This window comes from Lactiplantibacillus daoliensis (genome assembly GCF_005405005.1).
In the GTDB taxonomy this organism is placed as follows: Bacteria; Bacillota; Bacilli; order Lactobacillales; family Lactobacillaceae; genus Lactiplantibacillus; species Lactiplantibacillus daoliensis.
The window spans coordinates 54,151-78,855 of sequence record NZ_BJDH01000003.1; the positions used below are offsets into that span (position 1 = coordinate 54,151).

Sequence of the window (24,705 nt, forward strand, 5' to 3'; positions counted from 1 at the left end):
ATCACTACACCAATAATTAGGCAATGAAAATTTAGTCGACTACTGCCGCTTCCGGTGGTTGCCGATAACATGCGAACGAGGGACCGGTCCAAGCCTTAGGAACGTCTTGAACCTCGCCCGGAAGCTTTGCCAAGACCGCAAATCTCCCGAACCGTCCGTGGTGTAAGTTCGGCAAAAAGCGCCGATCAAACGCCACTTGCACGTTCGATGCTATCGCCAACAGCCTCCAGCTAATCAGTGGTTCTATTTTATAGAGCTGTTATTTACACTTAGCTGAGTCAGGTGAAAGTGGAATGCAGTGTCGGCAAGATTAGTTGGCGTTTTTAGCTGACTAATCTTGCGGGGCACTGAATTTGGGCAAGTCTACTTTAAACGTAACGTTACTAGCACTGCTAAAGTACTAATATTTTTAATTCTTTCAAACATTAGCTGTCCTGAAAAACACCTCTGAAAGCAAGTAAAGACACTAGTTTATTCAACTTAATTATTAATTTCATTTTTCTACCAGAGTGGCTGTGCTTACGGCGACAATATTTGAAACACCTAAAAATCTGGTCTAGGCTTGAAAGTGGGATAGAACTTTTTTGAAATATTTATGACGTTTTTTCAGTCAATTAACTAAGGAGTGGTTATTCGATGCAACTGATTAAATTACGAATTGAAAATGATGCCATGGACATTGCTTACTACCCAACCGCAAACGAGCCAGCAACAACTCGCTATGCGATTGCCTACAATCCTGACCAATCAATCAACGATAACTTAGAAAACATCAAAGTTAGACTAGCGGGGCTTAAATTTGATGCCGCCATTCTTGAAAACGGCTTAGATTACTCATTTTCCGACACAATTGTGGGGGTCAATTATGATCGGATCGACGTTGGGTTAGCGTTAACTAATCTGCTAAACATTCCAGTTGTAAGTCGGGCGGCCGTCGACCGTGATGGCTTAATTGCTGCTGTGAAAGCGAAGAAAACCTATTTAAAATGGCATCTCGACTACTATGGCAAATACGAAGGTGTCCGCAATAACGGCCAAGAAGCGATGTTAACCGTCGGCAACGGTTACTTCGGTCTACGTGGCGCTTACGTTGAATCTCGTGCCGATAAGAATAATTACCCAGGGACCTACGTTGCCGGTATTTTCGATCAGGAAACGACGAAAATCAAAGATCACGATGTCGTCAACGAAGACTTAGTCAACCTTCCGAACGCGCAATACATGACGTTTAGTGTCGACAACCAAGAACCTTTCACCATTAACGATCGTGACATTCAAGATGTCTATCGCAGCCTTGACTTGAAGACCGGCATCTTGACCACGACCATGCTAGTCCAGTTACAATCTGGACATCGATTACAGATTCAATCACAAAAACTCGCAAATATGCAGGCTTGGCATCGATTCAGCATTCGTTATCAGGTCACACCACTGAACTTCTCTGGTAGCTTACAAATCATCTCCGAAATTGATGGAAGCGTTGTCAATAGCAACGTTAGCCGGTATAATGTTTTTGACCAGCATCATTTGCAATTATTAGGACTGGAATCTTGTGCTAACACCATGTTTCTCGCCGGCCAAACAAAAACGTCAAAGATCAACTATACTTTTGGCGCTAAATTGACGAGTCCGGATTGCAACACCAGCGACCTGATTGAGCTTAAACACCAACCGCAAGGCATTCAACAAGTCTTGTCACTCGCTGTGCAAGCCAACCAGACGTATACGTTTGATAAAGATGTCGTCATTGCTACCAGTAACGTGGCTAACGACGCCTCGCTGACACAGATGACGACAGCGCTGGCACAAACCAGTTTCGATGATACGGTTAAAACGAGTCGCGATTACTGGGATCAAACTTGGCAAGATGCGGACATTAAAATCCGTGGTGACTTGACCAGTCAACGGTTGACACGAGTGAATATTTATCACAGTTTTGTCTCCACCGCTGCGCTAGAAAGCGGTCAATTAGACGCTTCTGCGGGTGCTCGAGGATTACATGGTGAAGCTTATCGTGGGCACGTTTTTTGGGATGAGATGTTCATGTTACCCTTCTTCACGCTGCACCGGCCAGAATTAGCCAAACAACTCCTGTTGTATCGCTATCGTCGGTTACCAGCAGCCCGTGAAAATGCTAAAGCAGCGGGGTTTGCCGGCGCAATGTATCCTTGGCAATCCGCGCAAAAGGGTGACGAGCAATCCCAATTCACTCATTTAAACCCAATTACGCAAGCTTGGGATCCCGACAACAGTCGGTTACAGCGTCACGTCTCCTTAGATATTGCCTATGATGTCTGGACTTACTACCATACCACGCTGGATCGTGATTTTCTCGCCAAATATGGGATGGAAATGCTGCTATCAGTCGCCGAATTTTGGATTAGCAAAGCCACTTACGACGACACAACCGGCCGTTACAGTATTGCTGGTGTCATGGGTCCTGATGAATTCCACGAAAATTATCCTAATCACCAAACGCCTGGTTTGAAGAATAACGCTTATACCAATATTATGGTGGCGTGGTTATTTGATACCATCGCACAATTGCGAGATCAATTGGACAATGCAACTTATCAAAAAGCCGCCGCGGCAGCCAACTTCAATACCGATTTGGCAAATAAAATGGCTGACATTAGCCACAAGTTAACGTTGGAAATCAACAATAGCGGTATCATTGCGCAATTTGAAGGCTATTTCAACTTACCAACGCTCGACTTTCAAGCTTATCGCCAAAAATTTGGTAATATTTCGCGGATGGACCGGATTCTTAAAGCGGAAGGCAAAACGCCTGACGCCTATCAAGTTGCTAAACAGGCTGATGCGCTAATGGCTTTCTACAACTTCGACGTGCCGACCGTGCAAAAGCTGATTAAACAGCTTGGGTATACGTTGCCTAAAGAATATTTGACACATAATATTCAATATTATTTGGAACGGACGACCCACGGCTCCACCTTGTCACGGATCGTGTATGCCGTTTTAAATCAACTGGATGAAAACTACGACCAAGCTTGGTCACTGTTCTCAGAGGCACTTTTCTCGGACTACTACGATATTCAAGGTGGGACGACGGCCGAAGGAATTCATTTAGGCGTCATGTGTGCCACCTTGCTCCTTGAGACTCGGAACTTTGGGGGCGTTAGCGTCTTATCCCAGCAGCTTCAGGTCAATCCACAATTACCAGAACATTGGCAATCATTGAAATTCAAGCACACGTTCCGTGGAACTCACTATACATTTGTGATTAATCACGAAAAAATCACGGTCACCGCTGACCAGAAACAACCAATCACCATTGCTGGTAAGAATTATCAATTACAAGCTAAAAAGCCGCTCACTGTGGCGTACGACCATAATTAGGAGGATGTTACAAATGGCAAAATTTGCTGAGATTAAAGGATTTGTTTTTGATTTAGATGGGGTTATTACGGATACATCAATTTTTCACAGTCAGGCTTGGCATCAAGTCGCTGACAAAGTTGGTGTTAAATGGGATGACAGCTTAGCTGATGCGTTAAAGGGTATTAGCCGGATGGATTCACTAAACTTAATTTTGGCACGTGATCATAAAGAAGCTGATTTCACGGATGCCGAAAAAGAAGCGTTAGCGACTGAAAAGAACGACAACTATTTGAAGTTAGTTGCCCAAATGACACCAGCCAACATTTTACCTGGGATTCAGGATTTCTTAGATGATTTAAAAGCTAAGGGCTACTTACTTTCATTGGCCTCAGCTTCTAAAAACTCACCATTGGTGCTCAAGCACTTAGGCTTAAGCGACTACTTCACTAAGTCCGTTGATCCAGCCAGCTTGAAGCACGGCAAGCCAGACCCAGAAATCTTCCGTCGGGGCGCTGAAATTCTCGACTTAGATCCAGCCCAATGTATCGGGGTTGAAGATGCTGCAGCCGGCGTTCAATCAATCAATGGCGCGGGCGAAACGTCAGTTGGGATTGGCAATCTAAAAGTCTTAGCTGCCGCCGACGTCAACTTCACCGAAACCAGCCAATTAACTTTAGCCAATATTGAAAAAGCCATGGCTTAATGCTAAAAATAACCCATAATGACTGCTTAATTGCATCATTTTAGATAGAAAACAGGAAGAAGATTCTCATAAATCGAGAATTTTCTTCCTGTTTTATTTTGTCTGGAACTAGTGACTAAGTCTACCTGGCGGAGTATCGCTATTAAAGTAAACTAGTCTTTTCAACACGCTATTTAAATAATAAGCCTATGTTCAAGACTTGAATTGCTGTATTTTTGCACTAGTTCTAATAGTAGTTGTTCACTAGCGTAGGTCGAGCCGGCTGATACTCAGTGGTGAAATTTCACTTGGTCGGCATCCTTTGCCAGTCTAGTGAAAGCTGGCTTGTGAGACCGCCCTTTGGCTCACAAACGGTACCACATTCCAGCGTCAGCCAGGTCGACCGAAGCGGCAAACTCAGCTATCCAGCATATTAACAGGACAAGATAGCCATTTTTCACGCTTAAATCAGGCCAAAATGAGCCAAACCATTTTTAATCCCATCGTGCATATTATCAGTCGTAATATAGGCAGCCAAGCTTTTGACATTGGCTAGGCCATTGCCCATAGCGATTGGTTTATCAACTAATTGAAACATCTCGATATCGTTGGCAGCATCCCCAAAGGCATACGTTGGGACACCGCTGAGTCCAGCTTTGACCAAAATATCACGAATCCCAGTGGCTTTGGAAACGCCCCAAGCCATCGTATCGAGTGCGCGCGGGTTATTGCGCACAAACGTTAAATGACCACGGTAACGCCACTGATACTTCTCCGCACTAATCGGATCAAATGTTAGTAAGAAATTAATATGATGCCGGCGATAAAAATCCGGTTGTACTAAAGCCTTTTGTCCCAAACTTCGATAATTCGCCACCGTCAATGCATCACGATGGCTCAACGCAAAACTGGCGTCATTATAATAAGCCAATGCATCTTGGTGGCGGTTGGCATAATGCGTAATATCTTGAAGTAAGTCCTTGTCTAGCTCATGAGCCGCCAAAAATTGGCCCTCATATTGCACATAGCTTCCATTGGCACTAACGATCGAATCAATGCCTGTCTGCCGCATTAAATCAGCGACCTCAAATACATTGCGTCCCGTTGCAATGACTGGCAACACGTGATTAGCTTTCAACTGATGAAGCGCGGCCACACTACTGGCTGCCACCGTTTTATCGTCTTGCATCAAAGTGCCATCCAGGTCGAAAAATACTACTGCTTGGTACACACAATTACCTCCTAGTGAAACAATTGAAAACTAGTTTCGCCTAATTTTCACTAGGACTATTATACCGCGGAACTCACTCCGCTATGAAAATCAGGTTTACTGATTTCAAACGCGTTTTTCGTAAAAATTTGCACCAAAAAAGCCACGACCAATCAAGGTAAGTCATGACTTCTTTGTCGTCTCTTAAGGATCGACGGGGATACTTCTTAATGACATAATCGCGGGGTGCTGATTAAGAAGTACTCTTATAATATAACCATCAGTCTCGTTTTAAACTATCGCATTCATGTAAACTTCAAGTAAAGTTTTCAATAAGTCGTAACTCATTCCCACTCAAAGTCTGCCCGACCAAGCGCTGCTTAATGGCCGTTGCCAGTGATTCGGGGACAACCGACAGCTTGCAAGCGGCTGGGGTAATTTCGTGCGTCATCGTTGTGACGTTGATGACCACCAACACTTGCTGTCCATCTTGCCAATAGACGTAACCGATCCCGTAATCGGCTAAATATAGTGGTGCAAAATTGGCGGTATTAAGCCAAGCATGATTTTGACGCCAATGAGTCCACTGCTCAACGACCCGAATTTCGGCTAAGTCAGCATTGGCCCACGGATAGAAGGCTCGATTATCTGGATCTTTACCACCCGTCATCTTAGCTTCGTCCCCATAATACAGGCATGGCACCCCAGGCAACGTCAACAACATCCCTACCGCTAAACGTAAGCGCGCCATATCTTCTTGTAGCATCGTCAAAATACGTGGCGTATCATGACTACCGATGTTGTTAAAGTTAAATTGGAACGTCGTTTGCGGATAGTTTTCTTTTAATGTCATCAAGTCACGCCACCAATCCGCTGGTGACATGGTTCCCGTTAAAACATGAATAATTAGGCGACGCAACGGATAATTCATCACCGCTTGTAGCCCGCCACCTTCCAAATAGTGCCGACGTTGGCCGTAAGCGAGTTTATGCGAGGCATCTTCCCAGACTTCACCAATCAGCACTTTATCGGGATAACGATCCAATGCTTTTCGAATGCCGGCAATAAAATCATCTGGTAACTCATCCGCAACATCTAGTCGCCAACCATCCACGCCCCGTGACGTCCAGTAATCAATGACCGAGTCATCTGACCCAAAAATAAAGTCCCGATAGGCTTTGTTTTCTTTGTCGACGGTCGGTAAGTCCGTAATCCCCCACCAACTGTCGTATTCTGTTGGATAATTAATGAAGGTAAACCAAGGATAATAGGGACTCGTCCGTGCTTGCGCAGCCCCGACCGTATCATAATGCCCACTCCGATTGAAATAGCGGGAGTCAACGCCCACGTGGTTGAAAACCCCGTCCAAAATCACGCGCATCCCGGCGCGGTGCAATGCGCTGACTAAATGGTCAAAATCAGCTAAATCACCTAACACTGGGTCAATTTTCAAATAATCACCCGTATCATACCGATGGTTACTCGTCGCTTGAAAAATCGGCGTGAGATACAAGATTGTGACCCCTAATTTTTTCAAATACGGAATCTTTGCTTCGATACCACGCAAATTGCCGCCAAAGAAATCCCAGCGCAAAATATCCTGTCCAGGACCGCGCACGTACATCGGTCGATCACTCGCACGCCCATAAATAAAACTGTTCGGTTTCGGCGCATTAACGTGCCCATCCGGATTGCCATTATAGAACCGATCGACAAAGATTTGATAAGCAACGCCCTCGCGATACCATTTCGGTAACGTTTCAACTGCCGCTAAAGTGGTCAATTGATACATTTGGACTTGTTCGCGGCGCGCATATTGCACACCGAGGCCGCCATAACCCCCGTCAATACAACCGTAAAAGACCGTTTCATTACTCGTGCTGACTTGAAAATAGTAAAAATAGAGTCCCGCTTGGGTGGGGGTGAAGCTGACCTGATAGCCCGTCGGCGTCTTCGCCGTCATTGGTAGATCTTTCTCCGCATCCCACTGACCATCGCGCACAATACATAAGGTAACCTGTCCGATAGTATCGCTCGTTTTAACATTGATCGTAAACTGGATTGGCGTCTGCTGTGGAACCGCGCCAAAGGGGGTCTTAAATTGGGGCTGAAACGAATCATACTCAAGTTGGATCATCATCCCCGCACCTCCTTTTTAATTGAGTAATTTGGTATGCGGCACTTGCCAAATATCATCACTATACCGAGCCACCGCTAAATCAGCCGAGAAAACGCCCGACGCAGCAATATTCGCCAAGGCCTTTTGTTGCCATAACTTTTGATTTTGAAAATCATGACTGATTTGTTTTTGCTGCTGAACGTAACTTTCATAATCTGCCAAGACGAAAAATTCATCGTTATAACGTAACAACGAGTCATAGATTTCTTGGCCTTCCGTACTAATGCCCGGAATGGTCCCATCAATCAACGTATCGAGGACGCGTTTTAATTCTGGATTAGACTTGTAAAAGTCAGCGGCATGGTAATCGCCACGTTCGTAATAACCGTAAACAGCCTTCGCCGTCAGTCCAAACGAATACTCATTGACTTCGCCAGCCGCTTCGATAATATCGATATTGGCGCCATCCAAAGTCGCCAAGGAAACGGCGCCATTGGCCATCAGCTTCATATTACTAGTCCCAGAGGCTTCCTTCGAGGCCGTTGAAATCTGTTCACTGACATCCGCTGCCGGAATAATTAGCTCACCCAAGGACACCCCGTAATTTGGAATGAACGCCACTTTTAGTCGATCCCCAATCGCAGGATCATGGTTCACTAAGTCGGCCAATGCATTGATCAGTTTAATGATCGACTTCGCATAATGATAACTTGGCGCCGCCTTCGCACCAAAAATATGCACACGTGGCGGCGTGACTGTTTTGGGCTCATCCTTGATTGCTAAATACTCCCGAATAATCTCAAAAACGTGTAGTAACTGGCGCTTATAGGCATGTAGTCGCTTAATCTGAACATCGAAAATGGCATCCGTCCGTACTGTAATTCCTAATTCCGACTTGATATAGGCCCCCAACGCGGCCTTATTGGTTGTTTTGACCGCTGTCAGTTGTTTTAAAAACTTAGCATCACTTTGGTAAGCTGTCAGTGTCTTCAATTGGTTCGGTTGGCGGCGCCAAGTTGGCCCGATCTTTGAATCAATCAAGCTGGATAACGGCTCATTGGCCAATTGCTGCCAACGACGCGTTGCAATCCCGTTCGTCTTATTATTAAAGCGCTCTGGGTAAACTTGATATAAGTCGCGCAGCACGTCTTCCTTCAGAAGTTGCGTGTGCAATGGTGCGACGCCGTTGACACTGTGACTCCCAATGACCGCTAAAAAGGCCATCCGAACTTGCCCGTTGCCCAGTGGTGCCGTGCGATTAACTAGGTCTTCGCCAAAGATCGGTGTTTGGGCCTCACGATAGCGTCGATCAATTTCAACGACAATTTGATAGATTCGTGGCAATAAGCCTTTGAACATATCGATTGGCCACGTCTCCAAAGCTTCTTGCATGATCGTGTGATTGGTATAACTCATCACCTGCGTTGTAAGAGCCCAGGCGACTTCCCAAGAACAATGATGTTCATCCATCAAAAGTCGCATTAATTCTGGAATCACCAGTGTCGGATGGGTGTCATTAATGTGAATCGCCACCTTTTTAGCCAAGGCTTTGACGCCTTGATGTCGCAAGCCATAATGGCGGACGATACTCTGCACCCCAGCGGATGAAAAGAAGTATTCTTGCCGTAAGCGAAGTGCTTGACCAGCCGAATTAGAATCATCCGGATATAGGACCTGCGTAATTTCATCGATTCGATCCCGCCTTGCCTGTGAGAAGCCCGTTTTATCGGCACTGGGCGGCAATTCCGCCGACCAAAGTCGTAACGTATTGGTCACGTCATTACGATAGCCTACTAACCCAGTATCGTAGGGCACGGCCCAAACATCGTCCGTATTCTCATACATCGCCTTTAGACTGCCGTCTGGTTGTGGCGCCATCCAGACATTACCACCAAAGCGAACCAGACAAGCCTTATTTTCCCGCCGAATCTCCCAGACGTTGCCGTTTCGCAGCCAGTCATCCGGTAGTTCAACTTGGTAACCATCCATGAACACCTGCTTGAAAAGGCCATAGCGATAACGAATCCCATTCCCGTTACCCGCGATACCTAAACTGGCCATGGAATCCATGTAACAAGCCGCTAGTCGGCCTAAACCACCATTTCCTAAACCAGGATCGGGCTCAGCCGTACTAATCTCGTCAAAGTCCAAGCCAAGGTCTTTTAGCCCCTGCCGAACCGTGTCCAGTAGGCCTAAATTCAGTAAGTTGGATTTTAATAACCGCCCCGGCAAGAACTCAATCGAAAAATAATACACTTGCTTGCGATCTTGTTCGCGATACTGGTCAGACGTATGCGTCCAATTTGGCCCATCGTAACGCCGAACCAAGTGGCCTAACGCCAGAAACTGACCAAACTTCGACGTGTCACTCAAATCAGTCGCGTACAACGTTTTGATTTCTGCTAAAAAGTCTTGTTTAAATTGTGCCTGTGTTAACTTCAAAAACCGCACCCCCTCAGTCCTAACTCGTAATCATCTGATAAATATGTTGATACTTCTTAGCCGATTTTCCCCAGCCAAAGTCTGGCATCATCGCTTGTTGCTGCAATTGCCGCCAAGCCTTGGGATCTTCGTGATATAAGGTAACCGCCAATGTCATGATTTTGCGCAAAACCACGGGCTGATAGTCATCGAAACCAAACCCGGTGCCCGCACCGGTATATTGGTTATAAGGCACAACCGTATCCTTCAAGCCACCGACTAGATGCACAAGCGGCAAGGTCCCATAACGCATGGCCATCATTTGTGATAAGCCTGAAGGTTCAAATGCAGATGGCATTATGAAAATGTCACTGCCGGCGTAAATTTGTTGCGCCAGTTTAACATCAAACTTAATTTGGGCCGCAACTTGGTCAGGATAGGCTAACTGATAGATTTCAAAAGCATGTTCTAACGCCGGATCACCCGTCCCCAAGACGATGACCTGCGCCGCTTGCTTTTTGAGAAACTCGTCCAAAGCATCCAGTAATAAATCCATGCCTTTTTGCGTGGTCAACCGTGAAACGACCGCCAACACCGGGACATCAGCCTCTGGCAGGCCCACCGCTTTTTGCAAGGCCGCTTTGTCGAGTGCTTTTGGCGTTAAGTCTTTTGCAGAATAAGTCGCCGTCAACGCCGCGTCCGTCGCTGGATCATACAGTTGCATGTCAATCCCATTCATAATGCCGCTCAGCTTCGCCTGATTAGCCCGTAAAACCCCGTCTAAGCGTTCCCCGAACTGTGGCGTTTGAATCTCTTGTGCGTAAGTCGGCGATACGGTATTGACCGCATCCGCAAAATTAATGCCAGCCTTTAAAAAGTTGACCTGATCGTAAAAAGCGATTCCGTCTTCGTTAAAAGTCTGCCAACCAATCTTAAAAAGGCTATCCAAAATCACTGGATCATAAATTCCCTGAAACTGCATGTTGTGAATCGTCAGGACGGTTTTAATCTGCCGGTAGGCCTTGATCCAGTAGTACTTTTCTTTCAAAAGAACCGGAATAAACGCAGTATGCCAGTCATTTAGGTGAAGCACATCCGGAATATAGTCGACCCGTTCTAACATTTCACAAATCGCCATCTGGAAAAAGGCGAACCGTTCACCGTCGTCCCAATAGCCATACAATCCCTCGCGGCCAAAGTAGTCCTGATTATCAATCAAATAATAGTCAAGTCCATCTAACTGGAGTGTTTTGATGCCACAATATTGTAACTTGTCGCCAACTTGGACCGTGAAATGCAACAAATCTTTGACCTGATCACGATACTTTTCCGGAAATAAGGCCTCATAGTAAGGAATCACCACCCGAATCTTGACGCCAGCCGCTTTCAACGCCTTGGGCAACGCCAGGCTCACGTCACCCAGACCACCCGTCTTATAAAACGGCGCAGCTTCCGCGGCAGCAAACAGTACCTTAGTCACTCGTGACCACCTCCGTTTGGCGAAAGATATGCTGGCCCTTGCTAATAACGAGCGGTTCCGTCGGCGTGCCCTTGAGAATCAAGTTGGGACCAATGACGACATTTTTATCAATGATCACATTTTCAATCCTGGTGCCGGCACCGATCCGAGTGCCTTGCATAATCACGGCATCCTTAATCTGACTGCCACGATTAATCAGAACATTCCGGAAAATGACTGAATGGTCCACTTGACCTTCAATGTAACCCCCGGTGCCGCAGAGACTCGCCCGAAATTGCGACCCTTCGGCGAAGAAAGTCGGCACTTCATTTTTAACTTTGGTATAGATCCGCCGAGAACTATAGAACAGTGCACGGAAATTAGCTTCATCCAAGATTGACATATTCGCTGCAAAATAACTGGCTAAATCATGAATATTTGCTTGGAATCCTGTATATTCAAAGGCATTGGCATTATGCTGAATCACCGCCTGCTTCATGAGTTCTTCCAAACTAATCAAGTCACCGCGCCGATTGGCTTCATCCAAGATTTCAATCAAATCCACGGTACTCATTAAATAAATATCCATATTTTTAGCAGCTTTTTTGGCCGTTTTTGGTAATTTCGCTTTTTCAGTTGGAATCACTGCCGTTGCCATACCTTTGTCTGTTAATTGCAAAATCGTATTCTGTGGCATCAATTGTTTAGGATCAACGCTCTTATACACGGTCGTGACCGGATTATCGCGTTCTTCGTGATAACGTAACAGCGCTTTCAAATCGATATTACCCACATTTCGTGTGCTCATGACTACCGAATATTCGCTGTGACTGCGCTTCAAAAATAGGATTGAATTATCATAATAATGATGAATCAGGGTCGCCTTCTTTTCAGGCGCAACCAGCTTCAAATCATTGTATGGATACATGAACAAACCGCCCCGAATGGTATCCAGATTCCAATCACGGCCGCTACGCAGATGATCGGAGACAGAACGTCCCGATCGTGGTGACGTGACCATTACATTTTGGATACCGGCGTTAATCGCACTTGATAACGGAAAATCTAATAGTCGATAGCGACCACCAAATGGCAACATGCCGACCGGACGCGCGGTGGTTAATGGTTCTAAGGCTTCCCACGGTTCCACTAGGTTAATAATTGCGCTTACACTTCCACGTTTCATGGTTTCTCCACCCCCACAACTTCGTTATAACCAACGACCGCAATATCTGTCGCGGTGCCTTTTACAATCGCATCATCGCCAATCACCGCTTCTTCACCAATCAAGGCATGGTCAATCACCACATTTTTGCCAATCGTTGCGCCTGGCATGACCATACTGTCAACGACTCGACTCCCCATACCAACAGAGACCCGCTGTGACAAGATCGAATGGTCTACTTCACCCGCAACGTAACAACTATCAACAATCATCGAATTGTTGACCTGACTCGTCTCGGTTAAAAACATTGGCGGCAAAACTTGCGCCTTGGAATAGATCCGCCAGTTATTATCTCCAATGTTGAGTCGATTATGCGGTGACAGAAATTCCATATTGGCTTGCCATAGACTCTGAATCGTCCCGACGTCGCGCCAGTATCCTTTAAAAGCATAGGCATAAACGGATTCGTTGTGTGCCAAGTATGATGGAATGACGTTTTTACCAAAGTCCTCCATTGATTTATCAGTTGCATAGCTTTTGACCAAATAATCACGTAACGTCGACCAATTGAAGATATAAATTCCCATTGAAGCCTTGTCACTCTTGGGATGTTCCGGCTTTTCTTCAAATTCAATAATCCGATCTGTTTCATCAGTATTCATCATCCCGAACCGCTTGGCCTCTTGCTTCGTCACCGGAATAACCCCTACAGTCAGTGAGGCTTTTTTGGCCTTGTGATAGTCCAACATCGCGTCATAATCCATTTTATAAATATGATCGCCGGATAAAACTAATAAATATTTTGGATTTTGTTGATCAATATATTCAATATTTTGATAAATCGCGTGGGCGGTCCCTTCAAAGAATTTCTCGCCTTCGCTGGATGAATAGGGCTGCAACACGGTTACACCGCCATTTAAATCATCTAAGCCCCAGCTCGCACCATTGCCGATGTGCGCGTTGAGTTCCAGTGGCTGATATTGCGTGATGACCCCAACTGTATTAACGCCCGAATTTGCACAGTTGCTCAAGGTGAAATCAATGATGCGATAACGCCCACCAAATGGTACCGCGGGCTTAGCCGTCCCTTTGGTCAACTTGCCTAGCCGGGTCCCCTGACCACCAGCTAAAATAATGCCTAACATGTCATCATTCATTTTTTCGACTCCCCTTTGACTTTGACAGGCCGAATTAGCAAGGCTCCCATGGCTGGCAATGTTGCCTCAAAGCTCGCCGGTTGCCCCTTATACGGCCGATTAACCGCTGTAAATGTCGTTTCCAATTGCGTCCAAGTTCCCCCGAAAGCCTTCGCCTCCGTATTGAGTAACAATTCGTATTCCCCGGGATATGGCACCCCAATGCGATATTGCCGCCGTTCAACAGGGACAAAATTAAACGCTGCAATCACGAAACTATATTTGCGCTTCGCTTGGCGAATGAAACCCATCGTGGAGCTAGCCGCATCATCCGTATTGCTATAAACGATGCCGGTTGACTCATGGTCGAGTTCCCACAACGGCCGATTCGCATGGTAGACCTGATTCAAAGCGGCCGTATAATGCTGCATCTGTCGATTAAGTGGGTCTTTTAAATCAACCCACTCCAGTTGATCCCAATCACGCCATTCCAAAAATTGACCCCATTCTGCGCCCATGAAATTTAACTGTTTGCCAGGAAATGCCGCCATATAAGCCATCATCGTCCGTAAATTAGCAAATTGGTTATAGCGATCGCCCGGCATTTTATGCATTAAGGACTTTTTGCCATGCACAACCTCATCGTGTGAGAATGGTAAGATAAACTGCTCGTCAAACATGTAAACAAACGCAAACGTGAGTAAATTGAAATGATCATGCCGATAGAGTGGATCCATTTCAAAGAAGTCTAGCGTATCGTGCATCCATCCCATATTCCATTTGTAATTAAAGCCCAAGCCGCCCTGATCAACGCGACCGGTAACCTGTGGAAAGGCGGACGATTCTTCCGCAATCATCAAAACGTCCGGATGTCGTTTGAAGATCTCTGTGTTTAACTCTTGTAAAAACGCGATCCCTGCCAAGTTGCGATTATCGCCATACTGGTTAACTTGACCTTCACGACCCTCGTCATAGTCTAAATACAACATATTTGAGACCGCATCAACGCGAAGCCCATCTAAATGACAGGTATTCAGCCAATATAAGGCACTTGAGATCAAGAAGCTCTGAACCTGTGTTTTCCCAAGGTCAAAGTTCCAAGCACCCCAACGACGATTATCAGCCTGATTCGGATCCGCATATTCGTAAGTCGGCGTGCCGTCATACTGATATAACGCATCGTAATTACGAATAAAATGCCCCGGCACCCAGTCCACAATCACACCAAGATTGGCTTGATGGCACTGATCAACAAAGCTTAAAAACTCATCGCGGGTCCCAAATCGGCTGGTCGGTGCAAAGTAGCCCATCTGCTGATAACCCCATGACGCGTCCAGTAAATGTTCCATGACTGGCATTAGTTCCAGATGCGAATAACCCATTTGATGCGCATATGGGATCAGTTCTTCCGCCAGCTCCGCGTACGTGTAATAATCGCCATTATCGTGCCGGCGCCACGATCCAAGATGAACCTCATATATATTAATTGGGCGATTTGCGGGGTTCGATTTCTTGCGCCGCGCTAACCACAAACTGTCATGCCACTGTTCTGCAATCGGTGCCACGACTATCGCCGCATCACCAGGTTTACGCTCGAATTGTTGCGCAAATGGATCAATTTTAAGCTGCTTTTCACCAGTTGCACTCGTAATCTCAAACTTATACAAATCACCTAGCTTAACTTGCGAAAATAACCCCTGCCAAATCCCCGTTGCCCCAACTGGCGACAACGGCGCTGCTTGCCAATCGTTGAAAGTCCCGACGACCCCGACCGCCTGAGCATGTGGTGCCCAAACCCGAAAGCTAACCTGACCATCAGTTTCAACATGACAGCCTAAATAATTCTGACTTTCAAATCCCCGTCCCGTATTAAATAAATAACTCTGGGTTGCTGACGTCATTTCTGAATCTGCCAAAATAGCCACACCCCCTGCATGTGATATATTGAACAATAATAAGACTTAACTTTAGTATACGTGGGCGAACTGGCCTTGCCTATCCTTGATAAGTTCGCCTTATTAAGTTAATAATAGCCACTATAAATACCGTTATATCGGGGTTTTAGTTAATTTTCGGGCACAAACACTGCAAACTGTTGCCAGAACCCTATTCACAGGAACTCGGTCACGACAAGGTTTGGCGTCGTATCGGTCGCCCTAAGCGAATTAGCTAGAAAAAACACCTTTTTTCGTCTTGTTCATTCGGTCACTTTCTAAATGAATCAGGTTAGCACTCGGCAACTCATCACGATGACTAAAAAAGCTGGTAATACCAATTACGATGATGTAATTAGTATTACCAGCTTTTTGGCGTTATTTAATTATTTATGAACGACTATTCCCGAACTTGACCGTTCCCGTCGATCACGTATTTGTAAGAGGTGAGTTCTGCCAGTCCCATTGGTCCACGGGCATGCAATTTTTGCGTGGAAATCCCAATTTCAGCACCAAAACCAAATTCAAAACCATCCGTGAAACGCGTTGAAGCATTAATATAAACACAAGCAGCATTAATCCGTTGTTGGAATAACTTACCGGCCTGATAATTATCAGTGACGATTACTTCTGAATGTTGCGTATTATAGTGATTGATATGTTGAATCGCTTCAGCTTCGGAATCAACGACTTTAACCGCAATAATCAAGTCGTTATATTCAGTTCCCCAATCCACTTCAGTCGCGGGCACAACATCGGGCACAATTGCTTGTGTCGCTGCATCCCCACGAACCTCAACCCCCTGATCTCGTAATGCAGTAATAATGGTTGGTAAATAGTCCGCAGCAACTGCACGATGGATCAACAATTTTTCAGTCGCATTGCAAACAGATGGCCGTTGCACTTTACCATTGACGACAATCGCCGTTGCCATCGGTAATTGCGCGGCTTGATCAACATAGACATGACAGTTACCAGCACCCGTTTCAATTACAGGAACCGTGGCTTTAGCCAGCACCGTTTGGATCAAACGTGCACTTCCGCGTGGAATCAAGACATCAATATAATCCGTCAACTGCATGAATTTAGCGGCCGTCTCGTGTGAGGTATCTTGAATCAACTGAATGGCATTTTCGTCAACACCAGCATCGGCTAAAGCGCTCCGCAAGACATTCACTAGCGCTTGATTGGAGTGTAACGCTTCTTTACCACCACGTAAGATCACTGCATTCCCGGTTTTAAAACAAAGCGCCGATGCATCCACAGTTACATTGGGCCGAGCTTCAAAAATCATCCCAATGACACCTAATGGTACGCGTTCCTTCGCAATCATCAAACCAGCTTCATTGCGCCAAGCACGGTCAACATTCCCGATTGGATCTGGTAAGGCCGCAACTTGCTTGAGTCCAGTCGCCATATCCTTCAGTCGATCCGCTGTTAATGTAAGCCGATCAATGAACTTATCAGCGACCTGTGGGTTCTCAAGGTCCTCTGCATTTGCTGCTAAAATAGCAGCTTGATTTTCATCAAGCGCCGTCGCCATTGCGAGTAAAACCTCATTTTTTTTGGCAGTACTCAGTAACCCTAACGCATAACTAGCTGTTTGTGCCTGTTGACCAAGTGTCTGTAAGGTACTTGTTGCCACATCCATCTGAATTCCTCCTGTCATTTCAAGTTAACCAAATAAAGTTCCGACGGGTTCACCCGCTAAAATTTGAAAAATAATTGACGGGTCTTCGCCATTTGCCAAAATCATTTGACCATCTGCCTTTAACATCCGCTCAGCCGCCTTTAACTTAGTGATCATGCCACCGGTTCCAAAGCGACTGCCACTGCCACCAGCAAGCTCATAGGTGTGTTGTGTGACCGTCTCAATATGCGGCAATAGGTTTGCGGCCGCATCGCCATTCGGATTGCCATCATAGAAGCCATCAATATCCGACAACATAATGAGCAAGTCAGCGCCAATGTTCGTTGCAACGATTGCCGACAGCTGATCATTGTCACCAAATTTTGTTTCATGGTCCAATTCATCAACCGCAACGGTATCATTTTCATTCACAATCGGTACGATATTTTGTGCCAATAAAGCGTCAAACGTATTGAGTACGTTGTGATGACTCTTTGGATAAACAAAAATATCACGAGTCAACAGTAACTGACCGATTTTTTGTTCATAGACAGCAAAGCGTTCCTTATAAATCGAAATCAATTCCGTCTGACCAATCGCAGCAACGGCTTGTTGTTCCGGAATGGCTTTGGGACGTTGTTTAAGTCCCATATAATTTAAACCGACGCCAATCGCCCCCGATGAAACGAGGACAACTTCACGACCACGATGCCGCATTGCGCTAATTACAAAAGCTAACTGGTCGATTGCGCGCAGATTAATCGAGCCATCAGGATAGACTAAGGTACTCGTCCCAACCTTGATGACCACTCGTTTTGCGCGTAACTTTCGCATGACTTTCACTACTGCCACCAACTTCTACATTATTTTGTTTCACGTGAAACATTCACTCTGATTTAATTTCCGTATTAAGATAATTCTTGGCTTGATGCTGATTAACATGAACGACACCCATGTTAACCGCTAGTACTATTAATAATACTACGAAGGCTAATAAGAACAAGGCTTTGTAAGACCAATTGTCGATCACAACCCCACCGAAAAGTGGCCCCAATGACCGGCCCAAAGCACTAAACGCTTGAACTAATCCTTGATAACGTCCCTTGGCACTAACCGGTGACAGCTGACTAACTAACGTCGGCATTGCCGGTGACCAAGTGGCTTCACCAATGGTCAACAAGACCATTGCGAAGACAAAGTGCAAATAATCATGGGCACTGACGAGCGACAAGAACGATAACCCAACAAATAACATGCCAAAGAAAAATTGATAATATAAGTTTTTAATTCGGTTGCCTAGTAAGCTCAGGATAGCCTGAATAATCACTAACAAGCCAGCATTCACAGTCCATAAAAAGCTATAATTTCGTAATGGCATGCCCAAATCTGTCATGTGTACCGATAAATTGCTGACCCACTGTTCGTACAGTAGCCAAATAATAAATAAGCTAATAAAAAATGTCCAAACCATGCGGGCATTGGCTTTAGGTAGTTTTACATTTCGAGCCTGACGAGGATCAACCCCAGTCACACCGGAGGAATCAACATTATACTCCAGAAAAGCGATGACTAAGAAAATGGCGTAGAGGCCCGTCACCATTGAGAAAAGCAATGCCATCCCCATGCTATAAACGATTCCGACAAACATTGTCCCAAACACAACGCCGAGATTAGCTGCTAAATACATGAAGGTAAATGTCCGCCGAACCTTGTCATGGGGCACACTCGCCGCTAGCGCATTAAACATCGTATTCAACCAGCCACTCGCAAAGCCAGTCACGACGAGTAAGATTGGGTACATCGGCCAGCCATGCAAGAAAATCAAACTAAAGTTGGCCACGCCATTTAGGATGATACCCATTAGTAAGAGATAGTATGGATTACTGCGGTCAAAAATACGACCACCTAACGTACTAGCCAAAACATTAGCAATTGAATTAAGCATCAGAACTACACCAGTTTCAGTCAGCGACTTTCCTAGCACATTGTGCATATAGATCGTCGTCAACGGCCAAATAAAGCTCATCCCGATGTTATTCATAAACTGTCCCACAATTAACCATGGAATCCCAATCGTTTGTTTCCGCCCCATTACATCGCCACCTTTTAAAAACACTATTTTAATCATAGCAAAATTTAATCAAAATAACAGGAACGCGGCCGATTTCACGAAAAATAAAAAGGCTCACAATCCGAAGATTGCAAGCCAGCCTTAATTTTAGCCTTGCGGTTCTTGTGCATACGAGACAGATGAAAACTTATTAAATGGTTTTACAAATAATAGTTTCACGGTCCCACGCGCACCCGCACGGTTCTTTTCAATAATTACTTCGACTTCACCAACATCTTGGTCATCCTCATCACGAGGATCACCGCCATTGAAGTCATTACCACCACCGCCAAAATTGCCGCCACCATTATCATCATCGCCATCTTCATCGCGATAATAATCTTCACGATAAAGAAACGCAACAATATCCGCATCTTGTTCAATTGACCCAGATTCACGAATATCTGACAATACTGGTCGCTTATCTTGTCGTTGTTCCACGCCACGCGATAATTGAGATAACGCAATGACTGGAATTCCGAGTTCCTTGGCTAATTTTTTCATTTGCCGCGAAATTTCGGAAACTTCCTGTTGCCGACTTTCAGTGTTGCCGCCTTCGATCAGCTGCAAATAATCGACAACAATCAGTCCCAAGTTACCTTGTTCCTTGGCTAAACGGCGACTCTTAGCACGGATTTCAGACATTTTGATTCCTGGGGTATCATCGATGAATATGCTGGCCTTGGAGAGACTCCCCATGGCAACCACCAAGTGTTCCCACTCTTCTTCATCTAATTGCCCAGTTCGCAAATGCCCAGCATCGATACTGCCTTCCGCGCAAAGCATCCGATTGACTAACGACTCAGCCCCCATTTCCAAACTAAAAATGGCAACGGTCGTATCGGTCTTGGTCGCCACGTTTTGCGCAATGTTTAACGCAAACGCGGTTTTCCCGACGGCTGGCCGTGCAGCCAAAATAATCAAGTTATCTGGTTGCAACCCAGCCGTCATTTTATCGAGTTCGCCAAATCCGGTCGGTAACCCGGTAATATCATCATCATTTTGGTATAAGCGATCAATTTCTTCAATTGATGAGTTTAAGACGTCCGCAATCGACTTAAACCCACTTTGATTCCGTTGTTCCGAGACATTCATGATATCTCGTTCAGCATCATCTAATAAGGTCGTGACGTCATCATTTTCGGTGTACGCTTTAGTCGTGATTTCAGTCGCCGTTTTGATTAATCGCCGCACGGTGGCTTTTTGGGCCACAATTTTGGCATAGTAACCCGCATTAGCTGCGGTTGGCACTGACCCAGCCAGTTCAGCAATATAGGCCATGCCGCCAACATCATCTAATTGATTTTGCGCAGTGAGTAAATCACTAACGGTCACCGCATCAATCGCTTCATCACGGTCATTTAAAGTAACCATGCTGGCGAAAATAATCTGATGCGCACGTCGATAAAAATCTTGGGCTTCCACGAATTCCATCGCTTCAACTAAGGCATCACTGTTTAAAAAAATGGCCCCTAAAACGGCTTTCTCGGCCTCAATATTTTGTGGTGGGGTTTGATCCAGCCCATCATTGTTCATGCGCAGTCCGTCCTTTTATTGTGCGACAACGTGGACGCGAATCTTGGCCGTTACTTCAGAATGTAACTTCACCGGCACATTGGTGTAACCCAACACCCGGATTGGCTCTGGTAATTCGATCTTGCGTTTGTCTAACTTAACTTGATATTGGTCTGCCAAAGCAGTTGCAATTTGTTTGCTAGGAATTGACCCAAATAATCGGCCATCTTTGCCGGCCTTCGCCGTCAATTCAACAACTGTGGTATCAGCCTCTAAAGCGGTCTTAGTCGTTTTTGCTTCTGCCAATTCTTCGGCTTCGCGTGCGGCTTCATTTTTTTGTTCAGCCTTTAAAGTACTGATTGCAGCTTTGGTAGCTTCTTTCGCTAACCCTTTTTTAATTAAAAAATTCGTGGCATAGCCATCGGGAACGTTCTTGATTTGGCCTCGTTGGCCCTTACCACGTACATCGTCTAAGAAAATAACTTTCATGTGTGTTCACTCCTAATTAGATTCTGGATTCTTATCTTCTGGTGCTGTCAGCAAATCAATCAAGGTTTGTTTGACCTCTTCGACTGATTGACCTTCAATTTGAGTAGCGGCATTTGATAAATGTCCACCGCCACCTAATTTTTCCATGTAAACCTGGACGTTGATCTCACCTAATGATCGGGCTGAAATCCCAATCCGACCATCTTCACGGCGCGTGATGACAAAGGACGCATCGACCCCAGACATGGATAACAACGAGTCTGCGGCTTGCGCAGCCGTGACCGGATCATAAACCTGATCATTTTCGCCGACACACAGCGCCATGTCCTGATTAACAAATTCAACCGATTCAATCAAATGATTGCGTTGCAAGTAACTATCAACGTTTTCTTTCATGAATTGTTGCACGAGCAAACTGTCTGCGCCAGCTGAACGTAAATAACTGGCCGCATCAAAGGTCCGTGAGCCGGAACGCAGCGAGAACGACTTCGTGTCAATGACGATCCCTGTCAGCATTGCTGTGGCTTCAATCTTATTGATTGGTTCCGCATCATGCGATTGATACTCGAACATTTCGGTAATCAGCTCACAAGTTGATGACGCATATGGTTCAATATAAACCAAAACTGGGTTTTCCGGAAATTCTTCGCCTCGACGATGATGATCAATAATCATCACGTGATTTTCAAGCCGTTCATAGAGTTCCTTGGACATTGAAATACTTGGCTTAGAATGATCCGCCATGACCAATAAACTTTGGTCGGTCGCTTTTTCCAACGCTTCAGCCGGTGAAATAATCGACGCTTCGATCTTTTCGTCGGCCTTTAGTTGGTCTAACAACCGTTGAATATCTGAATGTAAATTCTGTTCATCCAAGACGATCCAACACTGCTTACCGTTCATTTCTGCAATCCGTCGAATCCCCAAGCAGGCGCCAACAGCATCCATATCAGGTTGATGATGTCCTTGAACAAAGACTTGGTCCGATTGATTCATCAGTTCCTGTAGCGTCTGACTGATCATCCGAGCACGAACCCGCGTCCGTTTCTCCATTGGATTCGTCTTCCCGCCATAGAAACGAGCCGGTTCATCTTCGGCTTTGACCACGACCTGATCCCCACCCCGACCGAGCGCAAGATCCATATTACTTTGTGCCAAGTCCGCCAAGGTATTCATGTTCCGTTCACCGTATGCAATCCCAATACTCAACGTTAGCGGGAAGTTTTGCTTGGAAGTGGACTCACGAATCCGATCTAAAATCCTGAACTTATTCGCCTCAACCCGCTGTAAACTGCTAGCGTAACCTAATAGGAAAAAGTGGTCATCATCCAACCGTTTGAGATACATCCCAAACATTTGCGTCCATTTGGATAATTCATTAGTAACATAATTATTTAAATTCGAAATATCAGTATCAGCCATTGATTGAGTAATTTCATCGTAATTATCTAAAAATATTTGCCCAATCACAAGTTTCTCAGCTTCAAATTGATCTGCCAACTCAGCATACTTCGTCACATCCATCAAATACAACGTATTGGTACTCTGTTGGACGCGTAAATCAAACTGGTAATCTTGCCAACGGATTGTTGCGGGCGTCTCTAAATTAGCACTAACAGCCGCTGCCAGCTCCTCATCAACATCTTCAAGTCGATAACCAATCACATCTTGATTACCAAAGTATCGTTGCAAATAAGGATTGACCCATTCAATCGACTGATCAGCATTAAAAATCAACACCCCAATCGGCATTTGAATGAGGGCTTCTTGCTCCCCACGTTTGATTCGGTACGATAAATCCGAAATATATTCATTAGCACTGGAACTCAATTCGATCAGTGTATTGTACGACATAAAACCGGCCATAATGATGAGTACCAGCACCACCGTGCCAAAGATCCAGTTCATTAAATAACCGGTCACCAAAGTAATCAACGATAAGCCCACGATAACGATTGCTAGTAGGCGTAATTGTTGATTCTGTAAGAAAAATGGAATGTTTTCGCGCGAAAAAAACTTTTTCATTTGAAATTCCCTCAAGTGTTCTCAGTAATAATTATATTTTATCACAAACCAGGGTAACGTTTCAGCGATTGCGGGTGAAAAGGAAGGTTCAACTCGATTCCCGGCACCAAACTAATCAACTCGCCTCGTTTTCCAAAAATTAGGCCAAAATAAAAACCACAGAATAATCTGTGGTTTAACTGGCTTAAATTATTCTTCAGAAACGAATGGTAATAAGCCCATGATCCGTGCGCGTTTGATAGCAATAGTTAAAGAACGTTGGTTCTTAGCACTAGTACCCGTTACACGACGAGGCAAAATCTTGCCTCGTTCTGAAACGAAACGACGTAATAAATCAGTATCTTTATAATCGATGTATTCGATATGGTTAGCGGCGATGAAGTCGACTTTACGACGACGACGGCCACCTCTTCTTTGTTGTGCCATTGGTATTTCCCTCCTCGATATCTGTAGCTAAGCTACTAGAATGGTAAATCATCATCCGAAATATCAATTTGATCCCCATTATTGGCAAACGGATCTGCTTGGTTATTATTGGACCCACTCGTTGGGGCACCATTATTACCAGCAGGCGCATTAGTGCTTGTTGCACTAGTAGGCGCACCATTACCAAAAGGATTATTATTGTTATTCGATGAAGATTGTTGAGGAGCTGCATTTTGGTCTTGACGATTGTACCCATTGTTATTGTTGTACCCAGCGTTACCGCCGTTACCACCATTTGCAGCCTGATGACGTTCAGATTCTGCGCGTGATTCTAATAATGAGAAGTTGTCAACGACCACTTCTGTAACATAAACGCGTTGTCCTTGTTGGTTTTCATAATTCCGGGTTTGAATCCGGCCATCAATCCCAACAAGTGACCCCTTATGGGTAAAGTTCGCAAAGTTTTCAGCAGCTTTACGCCAAATGACGCAATTGATGAAATCTGCTTCACGCTCCCCATTTTGATTAGTAAAACTCCGGTTAACGGCCAAGGTGAACGATGCCACCGCGGCGCCACCAGAAGTGTATCGTAATTCGGGATCTCTTGTTAGTCGGCCAACAAGAACTGAACGGTTAATCATAGAAGTGCTCCTCTCGTAAATTATTTCGAATTAATTAGTCTTCGCGACGAACGATCATGTGACGTAAAATGTCATCATTGATCTTTGAAAGACGATCGAATTCGTTCAATGAAGCATCATCAGTAGTCGTTAAGTTAACGATATGATAAGTACCTTCGGTGAACCCGCCGATTTCGTATGCGAAACGACGCTTCGACCAGTCTTTTGAATCAATTACTTCTGCACCGTTATCGGTTAAGATTTTGTCAAAACGATCAACTAAGGCTGTTTTAGCAGCATCATCGATGTCTGGACGTACGATGTAAGTAATTTCATATTTCTTTGATTCACTCATGAAATTTGCACCTCCTTATGGACTTCAGGCCCTTTCTTTTGAAAGAGCAAGGAAAGTAATCTAATCA

General features: G+C 45.1%; 18 protein-coding genes. 2 read left to right on the forward strand and 16 right to left on the reverse strand.

The genetic code is table 11. From position 1 onward, the window contains the following. Positions 1-636: 636 nt before the first annotated feature. Both FFM64_RS04595 and pgmB read left to right on the forward strand, forming a co-directional pair. A complete protein-coding gene (locus FFM64_RS04595) occupies positions 637-3,360 on the forward strand; it encodes a glycoside hydrolase family 65 protein (protein ID WP_137606835.1) in 2,724 nt (907 codons plus the stop codon). A gap of 13 nt (positions 3,361-3,373) precedes the next feature. Further along, entirely contained in the window at positions 3,374-4,045 is a 672-nt protein-coding gene (gene pgmB, locus FFM64_RS04600; protein ID WP_137606836.1) for a beta-phosphoglucomutase, read from the forward strand. Positions 4,046-4,487: 442 nt separating this feature from the next. On the opposite strand, the gene FFM64_RS04605 is transcribed toward pgmB, so the two are convergent. The 16 genes from FFM64_RS04605 to rpsF form a co-directional block, all read right to left on the reverse strand. Beyond that, positions 4,488-5,255: a Cof-type HAD-IIB family hydrolase gene (locus tag FFM64_RS04605; RefSeq protein ID WP_137606837.1), complete on the reverse strand. Its 768-nt coding sequence runs from the start codon at positions 5,253-5,255 to the stop codon at positions 4,488-4,490. Positions 5,256-5,550: 295 nt separating this feature from the next. Continuing rightward, the gene (locus FFM64_RS04610) at positions 5,551-7,368 is read right to left on the reverse strand and encodes a glycoside hydrolase family 13 protein (RefSeq protein WP_137607059.1); all 1,818 of its coding nucleotides are present in this window, start codon (positions 7,366-7,368) and stop codon (positions 5,551-5,553) included. A 21-nt stretch (positions 7,369-7,389) separates the two neighbouring features. Beyond that, positions 7,390-9,795 carry a glycogen/starch/alpha-glucan phosphorylase gene (locus tag FFM64_RS04615; protein WP_137606838.1) on the reverse strand — a complete coding sequence of 802 codons (2,406 nt, stop codon included), beginning with the start codon at positions 9,793-9,795 and terminating at the stop codon, positions 7,390-7,392. 19 nt (positions 9,796-9,814) lie between these two features. Continuing rightward, complete coding sequence (gene glgA, locus FFM64_RS04620) at positions 9,815-11,254, reverse strand: glycogen synthase GlgA (RefSeq protein WP_137606839.1); 1,440 nt, start codon at positions 11,252-11,254, stop codon at positions 9,815-9,817. Next, a complete protein-coding gene (gene glgD / locus FFM64_RS04625) occupies positions 11,247-12,419 on the reverse strand; it encodes a glucose-1-phosphate adenylyltransferase subunit GlgD (RefSeq protein WP_137606840.1) in 1,173 nt (390 codons plus the stop codon). Before glgD ends, glgA begins: the two co-directional genes overlap by 8 nt. Next, the gene (locus FFM64_RS04630) at positions 12,416-13,555 is read right to left on the reverse strand and encodes a glucose-1-phosphate adenylyltransferase (RefSeq protein ID WP_137606841.1); all 1,140 of its coding nucleotides are present in this window, start codon (positions 13,553-13,555) and stop codon (positions 12,416-12,418) included. The genes glgD and FFM64_RS04630 overlap by 4 nt, the downstream gene beginning before the upstream one ends. Beyond that, entirely contained in the window at positions 13,552-15,435 is a 1,884-nt protein-coding gene (gene glgB, locus FFM64_RS04635) for a 1,4-alpha-glucan branching protein GlgB (protein ID WP_137607060.1), read from the reverse strand. The genes FFM64_RS04630 and glgB overlap by 4 nt, the downstream gene beginning before the upstream one ends. A gap of 433 nt (positions 15,436-15,868) precedes the next feature. Continuing rightward, on the reverse strand, positions 15,869-17,119 hold the full coding sequence (locus FFM64_RS04640; RefSeq protein WP_137606842.1) for a glutamate-5-semialdehyde dehydrogenase: 1,251 nt from the start codon (positions 17,117-17,119) through the stop codon (positions 15,869-15,871). A gap of 24 nt (positions 17,120-17,143) precedes the next feature. Further along, a complete protein-coding gene (proB, locus tag FFM64_RS04645) occupies positions 17,144-17,932 on the reverse strand; it encodes a glutamate 5-kinase (protein WP_171000289.1) in 789 nt (262 codons plus the stop codon). Between the two features lie 52 nt (positions 17,933-17,984). Beyond that, positions 17,985-19,190 (reverse strand): MDR family MFS transporter, encoded by a 1,206-nt coding sequence (locus FFM64_RS04650; protein ID WP_137606843.1) that lies wholly within the window; start codon positions 19,188-19,190, stop codon positions 17,985-17,987. Between the two features lie 126 nt (positions 19,191-19,316). Further along, on the reverse strand, positions 19,317-20,744 hold the full coding sequence (gene dnaB, locus FFM64_RS04655; RefSeq protein WP_137606844.1) for a replicative DNA helicase: 1,428 nt from the start codon (positions 20,742-20,744) through the stop codon (positions 19,317-19,319). A 15-nt stretch (positions 20,745-20,759) separates the two neighbouring features. Next, a complete protein-coding gene (rplI, locus tag FFM64_RS04660) occupies positions 20,760-21,212 on the reverse strand; it encodes a 50S ribosomal protein L9 (protein ID WP_137606845.1) in 453 nt (150 codons plus the stop codon). A gap of 12 nt (positions 21,213-21,224) precedes the next feature. After that, the gene (locus tag FFM64_RS04665; RefSeq protein ID WP_137606846.1) at positions 21,225-23,237 is read right to left on the reverse strand and encodes a DHH family phosphoesterase; all 2,013 of its coding nucleotides are present in this window, start codon (positions 23,235-23,237) and stop codon (positions 21,225-21,227) included. 189 nt (positions 23,238-23,426) lie between these two features. Continuing rightward, the gene (gene rpsR, locus FFM64_RS04670) at positions 23,427-23,663 is read right to left on the reverse strand and encodes a 30S ribosomal protein S18 (protein ID WP_057705745.1); all 237 of its coding nucleotides are present in this window, start codon (positions 23,661-23,663) and stop codon (positions 23,427-23,429) included. A 35-nt stretch (positions 23,664-23,698) separates the two neighbouring features. After that, on the reverse strand, positions 23,699-24,304 hold the full coding sequence (gene ssb / locus FFM64_RS04675) for a single-stranded DNA-binding protein (RefSeq protein ID WP_137606847.1): 606 nt from the start codon (positions 24,302-24,304) through the stop codon (positions 23,699-23,701). A gap of 34 nt (positions 24,305-24,338) precedes the next feature. Continuing rightward, entirely contained in the window at positions 24,339-24,638 is a 300-nt protein-coding gene (rpsF, locus tag FFM64_RS04680) for a 30S ribosomal protein S6 (RefSeq protein WP_137606848.1), read from the reverse strand. Positions 24,639-24,705 lie beyond the last annotated feature (67 nt).